This is a genomic window from Rhizobium sp. AN5 (assembly GCF_900215255.1).
In the GTDB taxonomy this organism is placed as follows: domain Bacteria; phylum Pseudomonadota; class Alphaproteobacteria; order Rhizobiales; family Rhizobiaceae; genus Agrobacterium; species Agrobacterium tumefaciens.
Genome location: NZ_OCMJ01000003.1, coordinates 1,282,501 through 1,304,983, shown reverse-complemented (window position 1 = coordinate 1,304,983; position 22,483 = coordinate 1,282,501). Strand labels below are relative to the sequence as shown.

Below are 22,483 nucleotides of genomic sequence, written 5' to 3'. Positions count from 1 at the left end.
GGTCCGGATGTGGATGAGATGGAAAACCATAGCCTTTCGACCGTGCTCGGCCAGATGGTGCGCGGCCACGCATTGTTCGGCTCCTGCTGCCCTTAAATGCCGGCGTCACATCACGCTTCAGGTTTGAGCCGGCACGCATGGACGCCCCTACTCTGCCGCGAGCGCCAGTGGCTGCCCTACGTCCTCGACCGTCTCTTTTTCGGCACCTGCCTTGGGTGGCTTGATCCGGAACCAGACAGCATAGAGGGCCGGAAGGAAGAGCAGGATCATTACCGTGCCTGCTGCCGTTCCACCGATCAGGGTATAGGCCATCGACCCCCAAAATACTGAGTGCGTCAGAGGTATGAACGCCAGGATCGCCGCGAGAGCCGTCAGGATCACGGGTCGTGTCCGCTGCACTGTCGCTTCGATAACGGCATGATAGTCATCGAGCCCCGCCGCCTTGTTCTCCTTGATTTGCTCTGTCAGAATAAGCGTGTTGCGCATCAGGATACCCGCCAGTCCGATCAAGCCGAGAATGGCGTTGAAGCCGAAAGGCTGATTGAACAGGAGCAGGGTCGGAACCACCCCGGCAAGACCAAGCGGCGCTGTCAGCATCACCATTGTCATTGTCGAGAGACTGCGAACCTGCAGGATGATGACGATCAGCATGGCAGCAATCATCACCGGGAAAACCTGAGCGAGTGCCGTATTGGCCTTGAGGGACTCCTCAATGTTGCCGCCCATCTCGATACGATATCCAACGGGAAGCGACGCGATGAGTGGCTGCAGAGCTTTCATAACCTGCTGGGAAACCTCCGGAGGCTGCGTCGCCTCGTTGATATCAGACCTGATCGTGATGACAGGCGTGCGGTCGCGACGCTTCAGGATAGGTTCTTCAAACCGGATTTCGGAGTGCCCGAGTTGATCCAGCGGAACCTGACGGCCATCCCTGCTCATTAGAGAGAAATCGGCAAGACGCGACGGATCGAGGCGGTTTTCGCCAGCACTGCGAGCGACGACGGGCACGTTGCGGATATTGTCGCGCACCTGCGTAACGGGGATGCCGGAGAGCAGCATCTGCAGCTGCTGGGCTGCCTCCGATGGAGAAAGACCGATCAGATTGAGCCGCTCCTGGTCGGGCACAAATCGCAGAACGGGTGTTCGGTTGCCCCAGTCACGGTTGGCTTGGCGGACATCTGGAATAGTCTTCATGATCGCCAGAGCCTGCTCAGAAATCCTATAGAGTTCATCCTGATCGGGCCCCATGATCCGGAACTCGACCGGGAACGGCGTGTAAGGACCAAATACGAGCTGGGTGACGCGGACGGACGCTTCAGGAACAAGGCCCTCTGAAATAGCTGCACGAAGGCGATGCTTCAGTTCTTCACGTGCGTGGGCGTCGGGTGTGAGTACGACGACCTTGGCGAAGGCAGGGTCAGGTAGTTCCGGTGCCATGGCAAAGAAGAACCGGGGTGCGCCCTGCCCTACGTAGGACGTGACGATATTGGTCTCAGGCTGCGTTTGCAGCCAGTCCTCGACTTTCTTCACCGCAGATGTCGTCGCCTCGATGCTCGTGCCCTCGGGCATACGCACCTCGACCAGCACCTCAGGCCGATCCGATGTCGGGAAAAACTGTTGTTTCACGCCGCCCATTCCAACGATCGAAACGGCCATGGAAATGCCGACCACGGCACAGACCATGAACTTATGGCGGACAGCGAACTCGATGACGGAACGCAGACGGCGGTAATTCGGCGTGTCATAGATGGCGTGATGACCGCCCTCGACCGGCTTGATGTTGGGCAACATCTTCACACCGAGATAGGGCGTGAAGGTGACGGCGACGATCCAGGATACGATGAGCGCAAAGCCCACGACCCAGAAGATGTTGCCGGCATATTCGCCTGCGGTCGACTTGGCAAAACCCACGGGCATCAGTCCGATGATCGTGACCAGCGTACCGGACAGCATCGGCGCTGCCGTATGGCTCCAGGCATAGGCGGCCGCCTTGATGCGGTCCATGCCCTCTTCCATCTTCACCACCATCACTTCGATGGCAATGATGGCATCGTCAACTAGAAGGCCAAGCGCGAGGATCAAAGCGCCAAGCGTGATGCGGTCGAAGAAACGCCCGGTCTCCAGCATGATGAGGAAGACCACCGCAAGGGTGAGTGGCACAGCAAGTGCGACAACAATGCCAACGCGCCAGCCGAGTGCCACCAGACTGACAAACAGAACCACGCCAAGCGCCATCGCGAACTTGAGCATGAACTCGCCGACGGCTTCATCGATGTTGACGGCCTGGTCGCTGACTTTGGTAAGCGTCATGCCCAGCGGCAGCGTCTGTGCAATTGCTGCGGACCGAGCCTCAAGCGCCTTGCCGAGATCAAGACCGTTCCATCCCGCCTGCATCACCGCACCCAGCATGATTGTCGGCTCGCCCTCGTGGCGGATGATATACGTGGCAGGATCCAGATAACCGCGTCGCACCTCTGCAAGATCGGAGAGCTTCAGGGTTCGTCCAGCAGCAACGATCGGCGTGTCGGCAATCGCCTGCACACTGTTGTAAGCTCCGTCGAAGCGGATAAAGACCTGTGGTCCTCGTGTGTCGATGGAACCCGCAGGCGTGACCGTGTTCTGTCGCTGCAACGCAGAAGCGATATCCTGCGCGGATATGCCGAGTGTCGCGAGCTTCGCATAGGAGAACTCGACAAAAATCTGCTCGGGGCGCTCGCCGACGATGTTGATTTTCTTGACGCCGGGCACGTGCAGGAGGTCCTGGCGGATGACTTCCGCTTGCCGAACGAGATCGCGCATGGGCATTCCCTTTGCCTTCAGGGCATAGAGGCCGAAACTCACGTCGGAATATTCGTCGTTGACGAATGGGCCCATGACGCCCGGAGGGAGATTGCGGGCTTCGTCGCCAAGCTTCTTGCGCGCCTGATAGAACTCTTCTGCAACCGCACTTGCCGGCGTGTTATCCTTGAGGGTGACTGTCAGGAAAGCGTAACCTGGCCTCGTCGTGGTCTCGACGCGGTCGTACCAGGTCAGTTCCTGAATACGTTTCTCAAGCGGCTCGGCGACGAGGTCCTGCATTTCTCGCGCTGTTGCGCCCGGCCAGACTGACGTAACCGTCAATGTCTTGATGGTGAAGGACGGATCCTCGGCGCGCCCCAGCTTGACGAAAGCGTAGACGCCGGCTGCGGCCAGCAGCACGATAAAGAACAGGGTGATGGCGCGTTCGCGAACCGCGATGGCTGACAGGTTGAAGCGCATTAGTTTTTCACCTCTTGGCTCGAGGCAATCCTGACGGTCGCACCATCGTCGAGAAGATGCGCGCCGAGGGCAACGACCTGCTCCCCGGTGCCGATCCCCGTGACGAATGCCGTCTCCTCGCCAATCTGCTGAACTTTAATCGGGGTGAACTTCACCTTTGACGTGGCGCCGTCGACGATCCACACGCCTGTGCGATTGCCGTCGTCCAGGATGGCGCCGACGGGGACGGCGATCTCCGACTGGCGTTCGGCATCGGGTGTTCTGATTGTTACAGTGGCGCCAAGCGGTGCTGAGGCCGCATCACCCTCAAGAATGTAACGCGCTTCGTAGGTTCTCGTTTGAGGATCAGCCGAATCGGAGATTTGTCTCAGTCTGGCGTTTCCACTAAGCCCGTCGCTTCCATAAACACTGGCCTGTGCTTCCGATCCCACCTTAGGTCGCAGCGTCTCAGGCAGCCAGACGACCGCCTCGCGAGGGCCCGCCTTTGCGAGTTGAACAACCGTCTGGCCGGCGGCGACCACTTGTCCCGGATCACCGAGAGTTTCGACGACCGTTCCATCCGAGTCAGCAACAAGAGTGGTGTAGGTTGCCGCGTTCTCGGCCACCTCCGCTTCCGCCTCGGCCGCCGCAAGCTGTGCCGTCGCTGTATCGAGAGCCGCCTTTGCCTGTTCATAACGCTGGGGCGTGGCCGCCAGGCCATTCTTGACCAGTGCCGCATAGCGCTTCTCATCGGCTTGCGCCTGAAGCAGGATAGCACGCGCTGATATGACCGTATTCCGCTTTGCTGTCAGTGCAAGCTGAAGATCGGTCTCATCAATGCGCATCAGCGGTTGGCCCTGTTTGACCTGCTGACCGACATCGACCAACCGCTCCACGATTTTACCGGGAACGCGAAATCCGAGATTGCTTTGAACGCGCGATGCGACCGTCCCGGTGAATGACCGATCGCCCCTGCCGGTCCTTTTCGCCTCCGCAATCCTTACCAGTGGTGAAGCCGTCCTTGGGTCTGCGGCCTCGGCTTCCCGTTTTGGGGTTTCAGAAACGAGGAAAAAGGCGGCGGCCCCAGCCGCTGCGACAAGACCCACGACAGTCAGGACATGTTTGCGTTTCATTGTAAGTTCTCTTCTTGACCAGCGGTGCAAATGATTTAGATTGCGATCTAAATCTATATGCGATATAAATGTCAAACGAAATCTAACCGGAGGTCGATATGAGAGTGAGCCGGGCACAAGCCGAGGAAAATCGGGAGACGGTGATCAACGTTGCCAGCCGTCTGTTTCGCGAGCACGGATTCGATGGCATTGGCCTGAAAGATTTGATGAAGGGTGCAGGACTCACTCAAGGCGGGTTCTACAAGCAGTTTGCATCGAAGGACGATCTTGCAGCCCAGGCTTCGAGGCGCGCGATGGAAAGCGCTACACGCAGATGGTCTGAAGCGGCTGCGGACAGTTCCGATCCTCTCGAAGCAGTGATGGCGTTCTATCTGTCCAGGGACCACCGTGGAGAAAAGGCAGAAGGTTGCCCCCTGGTGGCACTGGGGTCGGACGCTACTCGGCAGAGTGAAGAAGTCAGACGTCCATTCGAGGATGGGATACGCGCTCACTTCGAGGTGCTCAATGAACTGCTTGATGACACCAGGAGCTCCAATCCGAGCGGCAAGGCGATGGCGATCCTGTCTCTCATGGTCGGCGCCGTTACCCTGTCGCGGATCATGGAAGACGAGAATACGTCTCAAGGAATCCTCGACGCAGCGGCGGAGGAAATCAGGCGCATCGCAGGCGCTGATCATGCGGCCTGAGGATTGCGCTCGGTAGCTAGGGAAAACAAAAGCCAAACGCAGTCGCCGCGTCGGGTTCGGGCGGGTGCGATTTAGGCACTGAGTAAACTGCATATCCTGAGAACAGGCCCTGACCGCACCGTCGGTCGGGATGCCGAAGGCATGCCAATTTAAACGAAGAACAGGTGTAAAACATGCGTCGTATCGTTGTCACAGGAATGGGAGCTGTCAGTCCCCTTGGAGCGAATGTCGGTATCTCCTGGTCGCGCCTGCTCGCGGGTCGAAGTGGCATTCGACGTCTGGGCGACGACGTCGTGGGGGACCTGCCATCGAAAATCGGGGGCGTTGTGCCCTCATTAATGGAAGATCCGGAGGGCGGCTTCGATCCCGACACCATTGTGGCTCCGAAGGACCAACGCAAGGTCGACCGTTTTATCATATTTGCACTGGCAGCCGCGGAAGAAGCGCTTGCACAAGCAAACTGGAAGCCGACCTCGAATGAGGAACGGCTGAGGACCGCGACGATTATCGCGTCCGGTATCGGCGGCTTTCCTGCGATAACCGATGCGGTTCGCACCGTCGATCAACGCGGTGTCCGTCGCCTTTCGGCCTTCACCATACCGTCGTTTCTAGTCAATCTCGCAGCCGGGCATGTCTCAATCCGTCATGGCTTCACAGGCCCTCTCGGTGCACCGGTTACCGCGTGCGCTGCTGGCGTTCAGGCAATTGGCGATGCTGCGAGGATTATTCGGTCAAATGAAGCCGAAATTGCGATATGCGGCGGAACAGAAGCCTGCATGAACATCGTCAGCCTCGGAGGTTTTGCAGCCGCCAGATCTCTGTCGACTGCTTTCAACGAAACGCCGGACAAGGCATCGCGCCCCTTCGACACATCACGCGATGGCTTCGTCATGGGCGAAGGAGCGGGCATGCTTGTCATTGAATCCTTGAGCCACGCACTTGCTCGCGGCGCTACACCAATTGCCGAACTCGTCGGATACGGCACGACAGCCGACGCTCATCACATCACGTCAGGACCAGAAGACGGGAACGGTGCCAAAAGAGCCATGGAGATCGCCATTGCGCAGGCGGGAATTTCCCCAAGCGAAATAGGTCATCTGAATGCCCACGCCACCTCGACCCCGGTCGGAGACCTCGGCGAAATCAGGGCCATCAAAAGTATCTTTGGTTCCGAGAAGACTGTCGCTGTCAGCGGGACGAAGTCAGCAACAGGACACCTACTTGGCGCGGCTGGAGGATTGGAAGCAATCTTCACCATTCTGGCACTCAAGAACCAGATTGCGCCGCCAACTCTCAACCTGAATGCTCCGGATCCGGAAGCCGAAGGCATCGATTTTGTGGCGAACCACGCGCGCCAGTTAGACGCTGAATTCGCAATATCCAATGGTTTCGGTTTTGGCGGTGTCAATGCGAGCGCAGTGTTCCGGCGCTGGCCGAAGGGAAACGGCGCTAGCTGAGGATCACCGTCGCGCTACCACACTCTGAAACCGCAGGCATGGGCGGCGGCACTGGCCCCGCCTAGCCGGACGGCATGAACGATCAGCGCCGCTTATCGCCGACATGCATGCCTGGCTCGTCCATCACCCTGCCTTTGTCGCGGCCAAGTCCCCACTCGGCGAGGCGTTGGCCTACCTCGCCAAATATTGGGTCGGCCTGAAGGTCTTCCTGACCGACGGCCACATTGAGATCGACAACAACAGCGTCGAACGAACTATCCGGCCGATAGCTCTCGATCGCGAGAACGCGCTCTTTGCAGGACATGACGCGGGAGCCTAGAATTGGCCAACTATTGCGTCGCTCATCAAAGATCTTTTAGCTCAATGCCGTCGATCCTCATGCCTGTTTGGCCGCCGCAATCACTGCCATCATAGATGGCAATACCCATCTTCTCCGAAGAAGAGCTTCCAGTCCTTGGCCACAGCAAAGCTGTGCATAAGAGCGATCTGCCTCGCGTACAACCTCAAATTGTCATGGAGACCATCGCAAATCTCTTGCTCGCATTCGATCCAGGCGCGAAGGGTGTGCCACCCTGTCGTTTGCACGCCCAGGCCGAACACGTGAATCGAATTTTCCCGATCCTCGATCAACCGCTGCGTGGTGTTAATCCTGTGCATGGTATTGTTGACCCAGAACTGGAGGTCCTCTTCGCCGACCGCGCCCTCGGACAGCACACGTGCGGTATGGAGTTCGTCCCGCCCACGCGCCAGGCTCACGGTCGGACCCGCCTCCCGAATTCTAGGCAACGCAAGCTCCCGAATGGATCGCGCGAATAGCGCGTCGAGCTCAGGAAACCACGCTTCACTTTCGTAGCGGGCGAGCGCCTCTTGCGCCTCAAGATAGCTTGCTGCTGGCGGGAGTTTCCTTTTTTCCAAAAACCTTGATATCCGCTCTCCTACCTCACGCAGTGCGATGTTGTAGGCTTGAGCAGGTGAAGGGGCATCCGGGTCGTTTTTTTCGCCGAGAGCAAATTGCGGCGGACGATCAAGAAAGTAGTACGTCAAACCTTCACTGAACCGCGCTCGCAATAAGACCTGATCCGTGATGTCTTCGAAGTCAGGAGAAAGCTCAATGTCAGCAGGTGTCGTTGCTGACGGCGAGGAGCAATGAGGAGCGATATTGAGGCCAGCAGCCAGATATGCCGCTGAGACGAGATAAGAGCAGAATATTCCAGTGGTTGCTTTTGCTCCCCCAAAGATTGAGGCTACAGCCGCGATCTTGTCGTAACGTTTCGCTTGATATTGCACGGCAATTTCCGCCGCAGCCTTTGCAATTTCGGAAGCCCGAGGAACCGACGACTTTAAACGCAAAATCCGCGCCGATCGCTTTTGCGCGAGGTTCTTCCTGTCCAACGAAAATTCGGCCACACCAAAGAAATCTGCCTCGATGAACAGAGGCCGAAACGTGCATATGGCGGCGTGAGAGAAATTTGAGGGCTGAAGAATGCTGCGACCGGTCGCCCTTCTTATGGCCTTGCTGATGATGTCATCCGGATCGGTGCAAAGAAGAATATCACCTTCTCTTATCAGTCCGCAGTTAAAGGCGTAGCCCTCCGATATTCGATCGACGGGCGACTGACTTAACGTCTTCATTGGAAAATGCCCTCGCTTTGATAACACTGGTGCCAGATGCACTTGGACGAAATATCCCAAGAAGGCGGCACAATAGCCGAAACAGCACGAATTTCGGCTTCCGCTTTGTTACTGTGCGACTTACTCAACCGGTCCGCGTTTGGAAAAAACGTGGTTTCCGGCGCTGTTGGTGATGATGATGATCCCTTGTACGTATATGTACAGCAGGTTTTGGCTGATTTCCATCGTCGTGGGGAGCTTCACGGCGGGTACGACCGATCCTTCGACATGCTTTCCGGGGTGTAGATATCGAGGATGCTCTTGAACTTGCCGAGCGTAGAAGAGCTGCGCCGGAGCTACCTGACATCCCATCATCGCTCAATCCTCCGCAAATCAATGCGACGATTGGATCGCGCCTATAGCGGATTGCAAATCCAATATTATATCAAAGTCGCCAAACTTTGTAGCGAGCTATCATGTCATCTGAAGAACCCGCGGTTAAACCACCTACACGGTCCATTATCAAGGTGATCTGGGCAGTGTCGATTATCCTTCTGTCGACCGGTTTCGGTGCTTTGGTCGGCTGGGAAACCCACGGGATTATGGGCGCAATTGCTTTGGGGTTTGTGGGCCTGGTGGGCGGCGCTTTTCTAAGCTCACCTTCTGTACTCTTGCAATTGATCCACTGACCCTAGCGAGTTTTTCAACGCTATCCGCCAAAAGCAGTCATGGCGCTCTTCCGCGACGCTGGTCGTCCTCCCGCCATCCTTTTATGGCGCTGCCGAGAAAACCCAGCGCGTAGTGCGTGATGGCGACATATAGGCCAACAATCGACGCATATCCTATGAAAAAGCCAACTGTGTTCTCGCTGAAGTCCCACATATCCAGCGAATAGGTCAGCATCAACTTGGTCCCGAAAGCCATCTCGAACGAGCTTTTCACACCCCAGATCGCAATGGCCAAGGCCATCGCCCTAAGAACCATGGTGCGTAAGGTACTTGGCGAGGCAAGACGCAAGGTTGACTGGATCGTGTTCATCACAACGGTCCACCGCGTTCCCAGATGAATTGCGATGATCAGCAAAACCCAGTATCCGGCGAACATATGGATTTCCCTAACGGCGAAAGCACCGCTGAGGGCGGTGAACGGGAAGAGGTCACGGGAGACCAGCAAGCTCGTCACCAGCATGACCGTCATGCCGATAGCGAGGCAAAAGATGGTGACCAGGTTGACGATGCGGGTGGCATCAACCTTGCGCTTCGTCACGCTGCCGTACCAACGCCTATTGAAGACGTTGTGCACGATCACGAGAACGAACAGGGCCGTGCCGAACAGCTCGTGGGAGAGATTGTCGAGCCACCAATATGCGAGGCAGGCGATGACGAGAGCGACGGCCAGGAAGTCCAGCAGCAGGCGGAGACGGAACACGGTCATTTAAACTCGAACCGCCGCATCTCGTTAAATGTGTACAGGAAATCCCGATCCGCGCGAGACATGTGACAGCTCTGGCAGCGGGCGGTATTCTCCGCTTCGTTAATCGAGCCATCCGGCTTGAACCACTGGAACTGCCAGTCGGCGGTGCGGCGATTTTCGTCGTAGTCTTGCCCCCAGTTCTCGCCCTTCTCCATGATAAAATACCGGAAGACTTTACCGTCGCGGTAGTCGACGAGCGCGACGTGAGTGCCATTCGGGATTGGATCACCGCGCTTGACGGCCTCGATCGCCTCGCGTGTCGTCATAATGTGCTCGGTGACTTCGCCGCGCGTTACCGTCGTATAGTGAACAAGCTTTGCGATGTCGGGCATCGTCGCGCGTGTCTGCTCAGCATGGACCTGCATGCCGACGAGCAGGACGGTAAGACCTGCCACTGCCGCGCCACCTATGCTGCCAATAATCTTCTTCATTCAGACTCCTCTGATCGGCGCGGTACGAAACGTCACCGCGTGTATTGCTCGTCGGTGACATGTTCCATCCATTCGACCGATTTGCCGTCGAGCGTCTCGGAAATGGCGATATGGGACATGCCTGTGGTCGCGGTCGCGCCGTGCCAGTGCTTCACACCCGGTGGAATCCACGCGATGTCGCCCGGGCGGATTTCCTGGACCTCGCCGTCCCAATGCTGGACGAGACCGACACCTGCCGTGACGATCAGCGTCTGGCCAAGAGGGTGCGTGTGCCAGGCGGTGCGTGCGCCGGGCTCAAAAGTTACGGTCCCGCCACCCACTGTGGCGGGCACGGTTGCGGAGAAACGGGAATCGACCCGGACAGCTCCCGTAAAATTGCTTGATGGACCCACTGTCGACGGGTTGGTCCCGACCCGTGTCACCGACACAGCCTTGTCAGGTTCGGCAGACGCGCTGGAAGCGCCCAGGGATAAGGCTACGGTCAATACGGTCTTCATGTTCATCGTGCACCTGTCATCATGGAAATCTTCTCAAGCGATCTACTTCACGGCGAAGACTTCCTTGGTGATCGCCACTGCCGATACCGCGCTCGGCCAGCCGGAATAAAACGCCATATGGGTGATGGTCTCGACAAGCTGCTCTTCCGTCAGGCCATTGGCCTTGGCGCGCACGAGATGCGAGCGGAGCTGGTCCGGACGGTTGAGAGCGATCAAGGCCGATACCGTCACCAGGCTTCGGTCGCGCTGGGAAAGCTGCGGCCGCTCCCAGATGTCGGCGTAGAGGACGTCATCCGTCAGTTCCGCCAGCTTCGGTGCAATATCGCCCATCAGCTGCTGGGTCCGCGAGCGGGCGGAATCAAGATTCGAGGCTGGTTCCTGAGCCATGCTGGCCTCCATTCCGGCTGCCATGACGATGGCTGCGGCAAAAATTCCCGACATACGCTTTTTCAAGTTCGTTTCCTTCATATTTCGAGCCTTCGGATGTACCGAAGGCGGAACGGCGGTGCAGGCGCGCGCGCCTGGAGGTGCGCCTCATGCGGAGGCGAGGTGACGGTCAAAGAACGGCTTCAACCTGGACAGGGCCGCATCGACATATTCGGGGACCCAGTAGGTCTCGATGTGCTTGGCGCCCTCGATCTTGAAGAGTTCCTTGTCCGTGGTTCCGATTGTCTTGGAGAATGCATCCTCGGTCATGTAGAGTGTGTCGGCAGCGCTGCCCGCTATCATCAGCAACGGCACGTCGATCAGCGCAATCTCGTCTGTCGCGTCCCAGCGCATCAAGTCCATCAGGCTGCTCGTCGTGTACTTAAAGGTTGAGCCCGGATGGGCGTGGGTGCGCCAGTAGTACTCATAACCTTCGCGATAGAGATCGAACGGCAAGGCGGCGATCTGCGCGTCCGTCAGGTTCGCGTCTCCCGAGTATAGAACCTCGCCACCGGCCGCTTCCTGAGCACGCGCCGATGAGGCTTGCTGCAGGCGCTGCTGGATCGTGTCCATCTGGCTCTCCTGGAAGCCGTTGCGGCGAACGCGCCCGGAGTTGAACATGCTGAGCGTTGCCACGGCCTTGAATCGCTTGTCCGTCTTGGCGGCCGACAGCGAGTACCCGCCGCCGCCGCAAATGCCGAACAGGCCAAGACGTGCCGTATCGACACCGGGGAAGCGGCTGATGAAATCAGCCATTCCATGGATGTCCTCAATGCGGAACTGCGGCTTGTCGATGCTGCGCGGCTCGCCGCCGCTTCCGCCCTGATAGGCGGCGTCGGCGGTGATGGTGATGAAGCCCTGCTCTGCGAGGCGCTGGGCATAGAGGCCCGTCGTCTGCTCTTTAACGCCGCCATTCGGGTGTGCCAGCACAAGGGTCGGATACGTCTTCGCAGGATCGTAACCGGCCGGGGTATAGACATTGGCGACGATATCGAGGCCGTTCAGCTTGTATTTCACCGGATGGATATTCACCTTGCCCGGCTCGTTCGCGGTGATCGCACCGTCATAGACGAGGGTGAACGGGTTTTGCCTGTAGTCGGCGGCAACTGCTTTGTTTGTCATTGTTGACACTCCCAGGACTGCACCGGAGACGACGAGCGCGGAGGCTCCAAGGAACTCGCGTCTTCTTGTGTTGATGATTTCATTAGCCATGGGCAGGCTCCTTCTCAGTTTGGGAAGCGCGCAGTGGCTGGTCGCACGAGCGCGCCAATAGATCAGTCGAGCTTCTTATCGTTCAGGAATTTGGAGACGACGTCAGCGATTTCGACATTGTTCAGGTCGGACATCAGGAAGTGAGTACCGCCCTTGATGCCGATCTCCGGCAGGTGAACCAGCGTCGCGTCGCCGCCATGCTTGTTGACGGTGTCAACCCAGAGCTTCGCCATAGCGAGACGAACCCGCCAGTTGTCCTGGCCGCGCTCTGTCGTCGGCTCGATCGGGAAATTGTCGCCGTAGTAGATGACGATCGGCAGCTTGGTCAGTTTCTCGAAATCGGCGACGGGAACCGCTTCACCCTTGAGCGTGCCGGCAGCGCTCGGCATGTCGGCTGGCACTTCGCCTTCCGGAAAGATAAAGCCGCTACCGGGCTCAAGCGCGACGATGCCCTTGACGTTCGGATTCTTGATCGCCGTCAGCCAGCCGGGTCCACCTGCTTGCGAATGGGTGAACAGGATGCCCGGTCCGGTCTTCTCAAACAGGGCCGACATCGCGTCCGAGATCACGTTTGCATCGAAGGGCCCAGTGTTCGGGGTGACTGAACGAAAGAACTGGTCAAGCGCTGCGGGGCTACGGTCGAACTGGACGTTGTCGAAATAGTCTGGCCATTTTCCGAGGCGGAACTGGTCGAAGAAGAGCTGGTCATAGGGTGTCGGCTCGATCGTGGCTGCCACCGTGCTGTTGCCCGCGCGGCCGCGACGCGGCTGGTCAACGATGTAGGTGGAGAAACCCTTACGCAGGAAGATGCTCTGGAAACCTTCACGGCCATCCGGTGTGGTCTCCCAGCTACGACCGGATTGGAACGCTCCATGCAGCATGACGATCGGCAGTGGCTTGGGATTCTGCGGAACCTGATAGAAGACGTAGGCGTGGTCGCCGTGCAGCGACTGGCCCTCGGCAGTCGGGGCATTGTTGTTGTATGTGCCTTCCGTCTTCGAAACAGTACCGCCGACCGAGAAGCTGCCCTGGTCCTGGATGACAAGGGGTTCCGGCTTGGATGCCGACTGCGCAAAGGCCACACCGGCGATTGCAATAGCGCTGGAAAAAGCAAGGGCGGATAGGGTTCTGGCGAGTGTGCGGGGCATATCAATCTCACAATGATGAAGTTGAGAGAAGGGTATGCGGACATCACTCAGATGATTAGTCGCCTATTTCCGATTGAAGCCATTAGTCCAACTTATTAATCACAAACGGTTGATTAGCGCGTTATCCGCGATACCGAAGGGCTTCGACGACTAATGCAAATGCCGGCGAGGTGTGTCTGCGGTTCGGATAATACAGATGGTATCCGGCGAAAGGGGCGCACCAGTCTTCAAGCACCCGCACCACCTCGCCTCTGGCAATCTGCTCCGCCACCTGATCCTCAGGCATGTAGGCAAGACCCAGTCCTCTTTTGACCGCATCCAGCCGCATCGCGATGTTGTTGAACACCAGTTGCCCTTCCACCCTCACCTTGAGCTCGTGTCCATCCTTCTCGAACTCCCACGAGAGGATGTTGCCGTGAGTGGGCATCCTGATCTGAATGCAGTTGTGTCCCGTCAGGTCCTGAGGCACTTCGGGCCACGAGTTCTGTCGGAAATAGGAGGGTGCGCCCACGACAGCCATGCGCATTTCCGGGCCGATGCGAATAGCGATCATGTCTTTTGCCAGTTGCTCACCAAGTCGTACGCCTGCGTCATAGCGCTCGGCCACGATGTCCGTAAGACCGTAGTCAACGGTGATCTCGACGTTTACATCCGGATTATCGGGCAGGAACTTTTCAAGCGCGGGTGCCAGCACCGAGATCGCGGCATGCTCGCCTGAGGTAATGCGAACCGTTCCGGCAGGCTTGTCCCGCATTTCGGCAAGCGCTGCCAGTTCCGTCTGGATTTCCTCAAACCTTGGACCCGCTATTCTGAGCAGGCGTTCGCCCGCTGCTGTGGGCGACACGCGGCGTGTCGTTCTCGTCAGCAACCGAAGCCCCAGTCTCTCTTCAAGTCCGCGAACGGTCTGACTGAGTGCCGACTGCGACACGCCCAGCTTGACCGCCGCTTTCGTGAAGCTCTCCTCGCGCGCCACCATGACGAAGGCGACCAGATCGTTGAAGTTCTCCTGCGGCATTCATTAGTCATCCTTATAGCTTCATCCCGATTACTGCCCCTAATACAAAGGATCGGCAAGCGATATCTTGTTTTTATCGAAACAGGCACTGCCGTGGAGGACGGCGGGGTCTACCCTGAACGGAACACGGAAATGCCAATCGGCCCTGATGAAAAACCCTCCGCGAACAAGACGGCCATTCTCGCGATCATCCTGATCAGCTACGTAATGATCGTCCTCGACATCTCCATCGTGCTGACGGGGCTGCCACGCATTCATGCCGAACTCGGCTTCAGCGATGCGGGCCTTGCCTGGGTCTCGACCGCTTACACGCTAACCTTCGGCGGCTGTCTGTTGCTCGGCGCGCGGGCGGGCGATATTTTCGGGCGACGCCGGATGTTCCTCGTCGGCCTGACGATCTTCTCGCTTGCCTCGCTGGTGATCGGCGTGTCGCAGACGCCGGCAGTCATGATTGCCGCAAGAGCCCTGCAGGGTCTCGGCTCTGCGATCCTCGCCCCTTCCACGCTCGCTCTCCTGCAGACCAATTTCGAGCCGGGTCCAGAGCGCACGCGTGCCGTATCCTATTATGCCGCTGCGGCAGGGGTATCGGCCGCGTTCGGCCTGGTGGTCGGCGGTCTTCTTGCTGACTGGCTGTCCTGGCGCGTCGGCTTTTTCATCAACCTGCCCATCGGCATTGCGATGATGATCGCCGCGAAACGCTACGCTTGTGAAACGGAGAGAACCCCCGGCACCTTCGATATCGCGGGTGCTATCATATCAACGTTGGGCATCGTGGCGCTCGTCTACGGTGTCATCCGATCCGCGTCGACCGGATGGGCCGACTTGGAAACCCAGGCTTGCGTCGGTTTTGGCATTGCCATGCTGATCCTGTTTGGGTTCGTTGAATTGCGTGCGAGCCAACCGATCATGCCGCTATCGCTGTTCGCTGACCGGGAACGGTCAGCCGCATACGGGGCCCGCGCCCTGTTCCTTGGTGCGAATGTCGGATTTTACTTCTTTGTCGCCCAGTTCCTTCAGAGCGTCGTCGGTCTGAGCTCCTCGGAAGCGGGCATCGCCTTTCTTCCAACGACGGTCGTCAATTTCATCATTGCCATGTCGGCACCACGTCTGATCGGGCGATTTGGAGCTGGCAGTGTCCTTGTCACCAGTGTCGTCACGGGTCTGATCGGCATGATCTGGCTCAGCTTCGCCATGCAGCAGGCATCGCTAGCCGTACTCATCATTCCGATGATGTTGATCGGTGCTGGCCAGGGTGGCGCACTCGGACCGCTGACGGCCTCCGGGATCGTGCGCGTGCCGTCCGAGCGAGCGGGAGCCGCGTCGGGTGTGGTCAATGTGGCCCATCAGCTTGGCAGTTCGCTCGGTCTCGGTGTCCTCGTCGCCGTCGCGGCAATCGGTTCGCAGGGCCTGCAGGGCACAGCACTTCTGGCCAGACGTGCCAGCGTGGCGATGGAAACCGGATCGGTCCTCGTCGCCATGACCCTGATCCTCGCGGTTATGTTCATGGCGCGTCCCCGTGCTCGCCTGGAAAACGCATCGACGACGGCCTGAGAACAGCCACAATGAAAACTCGAAAGGAAAGACGAATGGAAAAGCGCAGGCTTGGAAAAAACCTCGAAGTTTCGGCTCTCGGTCTCGGCTGCATGGGACTGAGCCACGGCTACGGCGCAGCGACCGACACGAAAGATGCGGTCGCCCTCATCCGCGCTGCCCACGACCGCGGCGTCACCTTCTTTGACACCGCGCAGGTCTATGGGCCCTTCGTCAACGAGGACGTGGTTGGCGAGGCGCTTGAACCAATCCGCGACAGGGTCGTGATCGCCACCAAATTCGGCTTCGAGCTTCCGAGTGCCGATGGTGGGCAGCACTTGAACAGCCGCCCGGACTATATCCGCCAATCGGTCGAGGCCTCGTTGAAGCGGCTGCGCACCGACGTGATCGATCTTCTCTACCAGCATCGCGTCGATCCGAACGTGCCGATCGAAGATGTCGCGGGAACCGTCAAGAACCTGATCGCCGAGGGCAAGGTCAAGCACTTCGGCCTGTCCGAGGCGGGTGCGCAGACGATCCGCAGGGCGCATGCGATCCAGCCCGTCGCCGCGCTCCAGAGCGAATATTCCCTGTTCTGGCGAGAACCGGAGAAGGAAATCATTCCGACGCTTGAAGAGCTGGGCATCGGCTTCGTGCCGTTCAGCCCGCTCGGCAAGGGCTTTCTGACGGGCAAGATCGACGAGACGGCGACGTTCGGTCCCGGCGATTTCCGCAGTATGGTTCCTCGCTTCCAGGCGGAGAACCTGAAGGCCAACCACGCACTCGTTGCCGCGCTGACGCAGATCGCGGAATCGAAGGGTGTAACACCCGCTCAGATCGCACTCGCATGGCTGTTGGCGCAGAAGCCCTGGATCGTGCCGATCCCCGGCACCACCAAACTTCATCGCCTCGAAGAAAACCTCGGCGCGGCGGGTGTTGAACTCTCACCGGATGACGCCACGGACATCGCCTCGGCACTCGCGAAGATCGACATCGTCGGCGACCGATATCCCGCTCACCTTCAGGCCCGTGTGGGCAAATGACATCAGCGGTGAGCCTCGCGCTCCCGCCTCCATGAAAGTAAATCGACATGACCAGCACAGCTCCAACAGTGAAGCTCAACAACGGGGTCGAGATGCCAATCCTCGGCTTCGGTGTATTCCAGGTGCCCGATCCCGCAGAGTGCGAGCGCAGCGTCCGTGACGCGATCGACGTCGGCTATCGTTTGCTCGACACCGCAACGTCCTATGGCAACGAAGAGGCAGTCGGAACCGCAATCCGCGACCACGGCATCGATCGAAGCGATCTCTTCGTAACGACCAAGCTCTGGATCGAAGACGCGACTTATGAAGGCGCGAAGGCCGCCTTCGAACGATCCCTAAACAAGCTGCAGCTCGACTATCTCGACCTCTGGCTCATCCACCAGCCCTATGGCGACGTCTATGGCGCATGGCGTGCGATGGAAGAATTGTACAAGGCGGGTCGCATTCGCGCGATCGGCGTCAGCAACTTCTATCCCGACCGACTGCTGGACTTCGTCCTTCACAACGAGATCGTGCCCGCCGTCAACCAGATCGAAATCCATCCGTTCCATCAGCAGGACGAAGCGCAGACGCTTCTTCAGGAATACAATGTCCAGCCCGAAGCATGGGGTCCGTTCGCGGAGGGCAAGAACGGCCTGTTTTCGAACGAGCTCTTGCAGTCGATCGGTCGTAAACACGGCAAGAGCATAGCGCAGGTCGTGCTGCGGTGGCTGATCCAGCGCAACATCGTCGCCATCCCGAAGTCGGTGCGCAAGGAACGGATGGCCGAGAATTTTTCGGTCTTCGACTTTGAGCTTGATCAGGAAGACGTCGCAGCGATCGCCTCTCTCGACCAGAAATCCAGCAGCTTCTTCGACCATCGCGATCCGGCCATGGTGAAGTGGCTCGGCACGCGAAAGCTCTGAGCTGATAGCATCGGGTGACGGCGTGCTGACCTTTAGTTTGAAGTTCGATGCCATTGGCACGTCCTGGGAGATCGACACGCCTGCGCCGCTCGCAGAGGTGACCAAAGCGCATCTTCTTGAACTGGTGGAGCGTTTCGACAGCATCTATTCGCGGTTCCGGCATGAATCCATCGTGATGCGGATTGCAAATGCTGCCGATGGCGGAACGTTCAGCTTTCCGGTCGATGCCATCCCGAAGTTCGACCTTTATGACCGCCTTTATGCCGTGACGGACGGGGCGGTCGATCCACTCGTCGGTCGCGACCTGGAGCTTCTCGGATATGACAGCGACTACACGCTGGTGCCTGACGACGGGGCCATCACGCTGATGGCGACCCAACGTCCGGTCTGGCATCGAGACGTGCAGCGCGAGGGACACGCTATAACGACGCGCAGGCCCCCTGGTCATCGATACCCGAACAATTCCCCGTGGAGACCTGGAGCGGCGTGTGCTCGCAGCCCTCAAGGACAGGATGATGGCGCCAGAGGCCGCCGCCGAGGCGATGCGCGCCTATGCGGAGGAGACTAACCGGCTCAACCGTGAGCGCCGTTCAAAGGCAGTTCTCTGGAAGACTGAACTAACTAAAGTGGAAAAGCAGATCACTCAGACGGTCGATGCAATCGCCGACGGCATGTATCGCCCCTCCATGAAGGAAAAAATGAGCGGCCTCGAGGCGCGCAAAGCCGAGTTGAGCGACCTCCTTAACGATGTGCCGCAGGATGCTCCTGACTTGCTGCCCAGCGCATCTACGATCTACGCCGGCAAGGTCGACCGCCTGACGGAGGCGTTAAATCGACCCGAGGAACGGACCGAGGCGGCGGAGGTTCTACGAACCTTGATTGAGAAGATCGTGCTACGTCCTGGCCCGCAACGAGGCGAGATTGACGCGCTCTTGTACGGCGAGTTGGGGACTATCCTGAACTGGATCGAGCGCCAAGCTGTTGGAAAGGTTGCAAAAACAAAAAATCCCGCAGCAATAGCTACGGGATTGTCGGTATCAGTGGTTGCGGGGGCAGGATTTGAACCTGCGGCCTTCAGGTTATGAGCCTGACGAGCTACCGGGCTGCTCCACCCCGCGTTACCATCGCATTCGGCTCTGCCGAATGTCGCGCTTCCGTCTTTGCTTTAGCGAAGACGGATCTGTTTCGGAGCAAATTGCCGAAGGCGATTTGTCTCCTTTAGGGGACGCACAAGGCGTTTTCCTTATATTTTTATGGTCCGCAATGCATAAAGGCCGCTTTGATAGCGGCCCTTTGTGTCGGCTGGGCCGAAGAGTGTGGTTGAGAAGATATTCGTTGCGTTTTGCAGACCTGGCAGCGACCTACTCTCCCGCGTCTTGAGACGGAGTACCATTGGCGCTGGGGCGTTTCACGGCCGTGTTCGGAATGGGAACGGGTGCAGCCGCCCCGCGATAACCACCAGGTCGGCAAAACGCAACACAGTTCATGTTTTCACATGAGTGTTGTTTCGAGAAGCTGGGAAGCTTGCGCTTCATTTAATTTAACACGTCTTTCTTTGACTGGTCCGTTTGCCTGCCTTGCTCAAGGTTGAGTTTGGCAGCCATACAGGACGCTAGTCCGTCGCCTCGGGTTTTTGCCTTGGCAAAATACCCTGACGGCGCGCCGTCTGCAGCGAAGCGGCCTTGGCCGCGACAGCGTGAAGACAGAAGAGATGATGCTCATCTTTGATGAGCATGAACAATGGGAACGAAGAAGTCGATCGAGCTATTAGTAACGGTAAGCTTCACATGTTGCCATGCTTCCACACCCGTCCTATCAACGTGGTCGTCTTCCACGGCTCTGATAGGGAACACTCGTTTTCAGGTTGGTTTCCCGCTTAGATGCCTTCAGCGGTTATCCATTCCGTATATAGCTACTCTGCTATGCCCTTGGCAGGACAACAGATCCACCAGAGATACGTCCATCCCGGTCCTCTCGTACTAGGGACAGATCCTGTCAATATTCCTACACCCACGGCAGATAGGGACCGAACTGTCTCACGACGTTCTGAACCCAACTCACGTACCGCTTTAAATGGCGAACAGCCATACCCTTGGGACCTGCTCCAGCCCCAGGATGCGATGAGTCGACATCGAGGTGCCAAACAACCCCGTCGATATGGACTCTTGGGGGTCATCAGCCTGTTATCCCCGGCGTACCTTTTATCCGTTGAGCGATGGCCCTTCCACACGGGACCACCGGATCACTATGACCGACTTTCGTCTCTGCTCGACTTGTCAGTCTCGCAGTCAGGCGGGCTTATGCCATTGCACTCGACGACCGATTTCCGACCGGTCTGAGCCCACCATCGCGCGCCTCCGTTACTCTTTCGGAGGCGACCGCCCCAGTCAAACTACCCACCATACACTGTCCCGGATCCGGATAACGGACCGCGGTTAGACATCCACGAAGATAAGGGTGGTATTTCAAGGATGGCTCCACAAGAACTGGCGTCCCTGCTTCAAAGCCTACCACCTATCCTACACATGCCTTGGCGAATGCCAGTGTAAAGCTATAGTAAAGGTGCACGGGGTCTTTCCGTCTGACCGCAGGAACCCCGCATCTTCACGGGGAATTCAATTTCACTGAGTCTATGTTGGAGACAGCGGGGAAGTCGTTACGCCATTCGTGCAGGTCGGAACTTACCCGACAAGGAATTTCGCTACCTTAGGACCGTTATAGTTACGGCCGCCGTTTACTGGGGCTTCAGTTCAGAGCTTGCACCCCTCCCTTTAACCTTCCAGCACCGGGCAGGCGTCAGACCCTATACGTCGTATTGCTACTTCGCAGAGCCCTGTGTTTTTGATAAACAGTCGCTACCCCCTGGTCTGTGCCACCCCATCATACTTGCGTAAAATGGGGTCACGCTTCTTCCGAAGTTACGCGTGCAATTTGCCGAGTTCCTTCAACATAGTTCTCTCAAGCGCCTTGGTATACTCTACCTGACCACCTGTGTCGGTTTCGGGTACGGTCTATACGGTGGAGCTATTTCCTGGAACCTCTTCGCCGCACATTCAATCCAGTAAGAATGTACAACACACGAGATCCGTCACTACCACCAGGCCCACGAATATTAACGTGGTTCCCATCGACTACGCGTGTCCGCCTCGTCTTAGGGGCCGGCTAACCCTGCTCAGATTAACTTTAAGCAGGAACCCTTGGTCTTTCGGCGAGGGAGTCTCTCACTCCCTTTATCGTTACTCATGTCAACATTCGCACTTCCGATATCTCCAGCAGCCCTCACGGGTCCGCCTTCACAGACTTACGGAACGCTCCGCTACCACGCAACAGTCACTACAACTGTCACATCCTCAGCTTCGGTGCATGGCTTTAGCCCCGTTACATTTTCGGCGCAAAGACCCTTATTTAGACCAGTGAGCTGTTACGCTTTCTTTAAATGATGGCTGCTTCTAAGCCAACATCCTGGTTGTTTTGGGATCCTCACATCCTTTCCCACTTAGCCATGACTTGGGGACCTTAGCTGGAGGTCAGGGTTGTTGCCCTTTTCACGACGGACGTTAGCACCCGCCGTGTGTCTGCCGACTAGTACTCCTCGGTATTCGGAGTTTGGTTAGGATCAGTAAGACGGTGAGTCCCCATAGCCCATCCAGTGCTCTACCCCCGAGGGTATTCGGTCGACGCTCTACCTAAATAGATTTCGCGGAGAACCAGCTATTTCCGAGTTTGATTGGCCTTTCACCCCTAGCCACAAGTCATCCCAATCTATTGCAACAGATACGGGTTCGGCCCTCCAGTTGGTGTTACCCAACCTTCAGCCTGCTCATGGCTAGATCACTCGGTTTCGGGTCTAATGCAACTAACTCAATCGCCCTATTCAGACTCGCTTTCGCTGCGCCTACACCTACCGGCTTAAGCTTGCTAGTTACACTAAGTCGTTGACCCATTATACAAAAGGTACGCCGTCACCCTTGCGGGCTCCGACTGTTTGTAGGCATCCGGTTTCAGGTTCTATTTCACTCCCCTCGTCGGGGTGCTTTTCACCTTTCCCTCACGGTACTTGTTCGCTATCGGTCATGCACGAGTACTTAGGCTTGGAGAGTGGTCTCCCCATGTTCAGACAGGATTTCACGTGCCCCGCCCTACTCAAGGACAATGACTGTTCTACGCGTAAGGGGCTATCACCCTCTATGGCCGACTTTTCCAAGTCGTTCCGCTTTATTCATCATTGCCACTGGCCTGGTCCGCGTTCGCTCGCCACTACTTACGGAGTCTCGGTTGATGTCCTTTCCTGCAGGTACTTAGATGTTTCAGTTCCCTGCGTTCGCTTCTTACCCCTATGTATTCGAAAGTAAGATACCTTATCACAATGCTTGGAAACCCAGGCCGTTCATAAAACAGACTGGATTTTCCAAGCATTTAAGGTGGGTTGCCCCATTCGGAGATCCATGGATCAAAGCTTATTCGCAGCTCCCCACGGCTTTTCGCAGCGTATCACGTCCTTCTTCGCCTGTGCATGCCAAGGCATCCACCAAATGCCCTTAATTCACTTCTTCGTTCTCATTGTCTATGCTCATCCATAGCCGTTCCGAAGGAACGGCAATCCGGTTACCTTTTACAACCAGATTATCTCCTGATGACATCGACGTGTTCGATACAATCCTCTTTGAAGGCACGCCGGT

Annotated in this window: 17 protein-coding genes, 1 tRNA gene, 2 rRNA genes and 1 pseudogene; 8 read left to right on the top strand and 13 right to left on the bottom strand. The window is 57.6% G+C overall.

Features of this window, described 5'->3' with window-relative positions:
• Window positions 1–147 precede the first annotated feature (147 nt).
• Both CRP02_RS09455 and CRP02_RS09450 read right to left on the bottom strand, forming a co-directional pair.
• The gene (locus CRP02_RS09455; protein ID WP_097170897.1) at window positions 148–3,258 is read right to left on the bottom strand and encodes an efflux RND transporter permease subunit; all 3,111 of its coding nucleotides are present in this window, start codon (window positions 3,256–3,258) and stop codon (window positions 148–150) included.
• Window positions 3,258–4,370: an efflux RND transporter periplasmic adaptor subunit gene (locus CRP02_RS09450; protein ID WP_097170896.1), complete on the bottom strand. Its 1,113-nt coding sequence runs from the start codon at window positions 4,368–4,370 to the stop codon at window positions 3,258–3,260. Before CRP02_RS09450 ends, CRP02_RS09455 begins: the two co-directional genes overlap by 1 nt.
• Window positions 4,371–4,468: 98 nt before the next feature.
• Between CRP02_RS09450 and CRP02_RS09445 the strand changes: the two genes are divergently transcribed.
• The 3 genes and pseudogenes from CRP02_RS09445 to CRP02_RS09435 form a co-directional block, all read left to right on the top strand.
• Window positions 4,469–5,056 (top strand): TetR/AcrR family transcriptional regulator, encoded by a 588-nt coding sequence (locus CRP02_RS09445; RefSeq protein WP_097099650.1) that lies wholly within the window; start codon window positions 4,469–4,471, stop codon window positions 5,054–5,056.
• A gap of 173 nt (window positions 5,057–5,229) precedes the next feature.
• Window positions 5,230–6,513, top strand: a complete 1,284-nt coding sequence (fabF, locus tag CRP02_RS09440) for a beta-ketoacyl-ACP synthase II (protein WP_097170895.1) — start codon at window positions 5,230–5,232, stop codon at window positions 6,511–6,513.
• A 58-nt stretch (window positions 6,514–6,571) separates the two neighbouring features.
• Window positions 6,572–6,992: pseudogene (locus tag CRP02_RS09435) on the top strand (IS66 family transposase); the annotation flags it as partial.
• Here the strand turns inward: CRP02_RS09435 and CRP02_RS09430 are convergent.
• Window positions 6,922–8,145, bottom strand: coding sequence for a hypothetical protein (locus CRP02_RS09430; protein WP_097170894.1), 1,224 nt, complete (start codon window positions 8,143–8,145; stop codon window positions 6,922–6,924). The pseudogene CRP02_RS09435 and the gene CRP02_RS09430 sit on opposite strands and share 71 nt — an antisense overlap.
• 455 nt (window positions 8,146–8,600) lie before the next feature.
• Between CRP02_RS09430 and CRP02_RS09420 the strand changes: the two genes are divergently transcribed.
• The gene (locus CRP02_RS09420) at window positions 8,601–8,813 is read left to right on the top strand and encodes a hypothetical protein (protein ID WP_097170892.1); all 213 of its coding nucleotides are present in this window, start codon (window positions 8,601–8,603) and stop codon (window positions 8,811–8,813) included.
• Window positions 8,814–8,850: 37 nt separating this feature from the next.
• Here CRP02_RS09420 and CRP02_RS09415 read toward each other — a convergent pair whose 3' ends face one another.
• From CRP02_RS09415 to CRP02_RS09385, 7 genes are all read right to left on the bottom strand, one after another.
• Window positions 8,851–9,558, bottom strand: coding sequence for a DUF4405 domain-containing protein (locus tag CRP02_RS09415; protein ID WP_097170891.1), 708 nt, complete (start codon window positions 9,556–9,558; stop codon window positions 8,851–8,853).
• Window positions 9,555–10,028, bottom strand: coding sequence for a cytochrome P460 family protein (locus CRP02_RS09410; protein WP_097170890.1), 474 nt, complete (start codon window positions 10,026–10,028; stop codon window positions 9,555–9,557). The genes CRP02_RS09415 and CRP02_RS09410 overlap by 4 nt, the downstream gene beginning before the upstream one ends.
• Window positions 10,029–10,060: 32 nt before the next feature.
• Window positions 10,061–10,531 carry a cupin domain-containing protein gene (locus CRP02_RS09405; RefSeq protein ID WP_097170889.1) on the bottom strand — a complete coding sequence of 157 codons (471 nt, stop codon included), beginning with the start codon at window positions 10,529–10,531 and terminating at the stop codon, window positions 10,061–10,063.
• Between the two features lie 36 nt (window positions 10,532–10,567).
• Window positions 10,568–10,924: a carboxymuconolactone decarboxylase family protein gene (locus CRP02_RS09400; protein WP_414896234.1), complete on the bottom strand. Its 357-nt coding sequence runs from the start codon at window positions 10,922–10,924 to the stop codon at window positions 10,568–10,570.
• Between the two features lie 135 nt (window positions 10,925–11,059).
• Window positions 11,060–12,073, bottom strand: a complete 1,014-nt coding sequence (locus tag CRP02_RS09395) for an alpha/beta hydrolase (protein ID WP_323455341.1) — start codon at window positions 12,071–12,073, stop codon at window positions 11,060–11,062.
• Between the two features lie 152 nt (window positions 12,074–12,225).
• Window positions 12,226–13,311, bottom strand: coding sequence for an alpha/beta hydrolase (locus CRP02_RS09390; protein ID WP_097170886.1), 1,086 nt, complete (start codon window positions 13,309–13,311; stop codon window positions 12,226–12,228).
• A 121-nt stretch (window positions 13,312–13,432) separates the two neighbouring features.
• Complete coding sequence (locus tag CRP02_RS09385) at window positions 13,433–14,326, bottom strand: LysR family transcriptional regulator (RefSeq protein ID WP_097170885.1); 894 nt, start codon at window positions 14,324–14,326, stop codon at window positions 13,433–13,435.
• 132 nt (window positions 14,327–14,458) lie between these two features.
• Between CRP02_RS09385 and CRP02_RS09380 the strand changes: the two genes are divergently transcribed.
• Genes CRP02_RS09380 through CRP02_RS27720 form a run of 4 tightly spaced genes read left to right on the top strand, consistent with a single transcriptional unit; the run spans window position 14,459 to window position 18,372 of the window.
• The gene (locus CRP02_RS09380; protein ID WP_097170884.1) at window positions 14,459–15,877 is read left to right on the top strand and encodes an MFS transporter; all 1,419 of its coding nucleotides are present in this window, start codon (window positions 14,459–14,461) and stop codon (window positions 15,875–15,877) included.
• Between the two features lie 35 nt (window positions 15,878–15,912).
• Window positions 15,913–16,899 carry an aldo/keto reductase gene (locus CRP02_RS09375; protein ID WP_097170883.1) on the top strand — a complete coding sequence of 329 codons (987 nt, stop codon included), beginning with the start codon at window positions 15,913–15,915 and terminating at the stop codon, window positions 16,897–16,899.
• A 47-nt stretch (window positions 16,900–16,946) separates the two neighbouring features.
• Window positions 16,947–17,804, top strand: coding sequence for an aldo/keto reductase (locus CRP02_RS09370; RefSeq protein ID WP_097170882.1), 858 nt, complete (start codon window positions 16,947–16,949; stop codon window positions 17,802–17,804).
• A 22-nt stretch (window positions 17,805–17,826) separates the two neighbouring features.
• Window positions 17,827–18,372 (top strand): FAD:protein FMN transferase, encoded by a 546-nt coding sequence (locus CRP02_RS27720; protein ID WP_143539312.1) that lies wholly within the window; start codon window positions 17,827–17,829, stop codon window positions 18,370–18,372.
• A gap of 473 nt (window positions 18,373–18,845) precedes the next feature.
• Here CRP02_RS27720 and CRP02_RS09355 read toward each other — a convergent pair.
• The 3 genes from CRP02_RS09355 to CRP02_RS09345 all read right to left on the bottom strand — a co-directional run bounded on the left by CRP02_RS09355 (window position 18,846) and on the right by CRP02_RS09345 (window position 22,357).
• Window positions 18,846–18,922: transfer RNA gene (locus tag CRP02_RS09355), tRNA-Met, on the bottom strand.
• A gap of 230 nt (window positions 18,923–19,152) precedes the next feature.
• Window positions 19,153–19,267, bottom strand: a 5S ribosomal RNA gene (rrf, locus tag CRP02_RS09350).
• 283 nt (window positions 19,268–19,550) lie between these two features.
• Window positions 19,551–22,357 (bottom strand): 23S ribosomal RNA (locus CRP02_RS09345).
• Window positions 22,358–22,483: the final 126 nt, after the last annotated feature.

Bases quoted from the DNA above. Each gene is read 5' to 3' on its own strand.
- CRP02_RS09455 (WP_097170897.1), bottom strand. From the start codon at position 3,258: ATGCGCTTCAACCTGTCAGCCATCGCGGTTCGCGAACGCGCCATCACC.
- CRP02_RS09450 (WP_097170896.1), bottom strand. From the start codon at position 4,370: ATGAAACGCAAACATGTCCTGACTGTCGTGGGTCTTGTCGCAGCGGCT.
- CRP02_RS09445 (WP_097099650.1), top strand. From the start codon at position 4,469: ATGAGAGTGAGCCGGGCACAAGCCGAGGAAAATCGGGAGACGGTGATC.
- fabF (WP_097170895.1), top strand. From the start codon at position 5,230: ATGCGTCGTATCGTTGTCACAGGAATGGGAGCTGTCAGTCCCCTTGGA.
- CRP02_RS09430 (WP_097170894.1), bottom strand. From the start codon at position 8,145: ATGAAGACGTTAAGTCAGTCGCCCGTCGATCGAATATCGGAGGGCTAC.
- CRP02_RS09420 (WP_097170892.1), top strand. From the start codon at position 8,601: ATGTCATCTGAAGAACCCGCGGTTAAACCACCTACACGGTCCATTATC.
- CRP02_RS09415 (WP_097170891.1), bottom strand. From the start codon at position 9,558: ATGACCGTGTTCCGTCTCCGCCTGCTGCTGGACTTCCTGGCCGTCGCT.
- CRP02_RS09410 (WP_097170890.1), bottom strand. From the start codon at position 10,028: ATGAAGAAGATTATTGGCAGCATAGGTGGCGCGGCAGTGGCAGGTCTT.
- CRP02_RS09405 (WP_097170889.1), bottom strand. From the start codon at position 10,531: ATGAACATGAAGACCGTATTGACCGTAGCCTTATCCCTGGGCGCTTCC.
- CRP02_RS09400 (WP_414896234.1), bottom strand. From the start codon at position 10,924: ATGGAGGCCAGCATGGCTCAGGAACCAGCCTCGAATCTTGATTCCGCC.
- CRP02_RS09395 (WP_323455341.1), bottom strand. From the start codon at position 12,073: ATGACAAACAAAGCAGTTGCCGCCGACTACAGGCAAAACCCGTTCACC.
- CRP02_RS09390 (WP_097170886.1), bottom strand. From the start codon at position 13,311: ATGCCCCGCACACTCGCCAGAACCCTATCCGCCCTTGCTTTTTCCAGC.
- CRP02_RS09385 (WP_097170885.1), bottom strand. From the start codon at position 14,326: ATGCCGCAGGAGAACTTCAACGATCTGGTCGCCTTCGTCATGGTGGCG.
- CRP02_RS09380 (WP_097170884.1), top strand. From the start codon at position 14,459: ATGCCAATCGGCCCTGATGAAAAACCCTCCGCGAACAAGACGGCCATT.
- CRP02_RS09375 (WP_097170883.1), top strand. From the start codon at position 15,913: ATGGAAAAGCGCAGGCTTGGAAAAAACCTCGAAGTTTCGGCTCTCGGT.
- CRP02_RS09370 (WP_097170882.1), top strand. From the start codon at position 16,947: ATGACCAGCACAGCTCCAACAGTGAAGCTCAACAACGGGGTCGAGATG.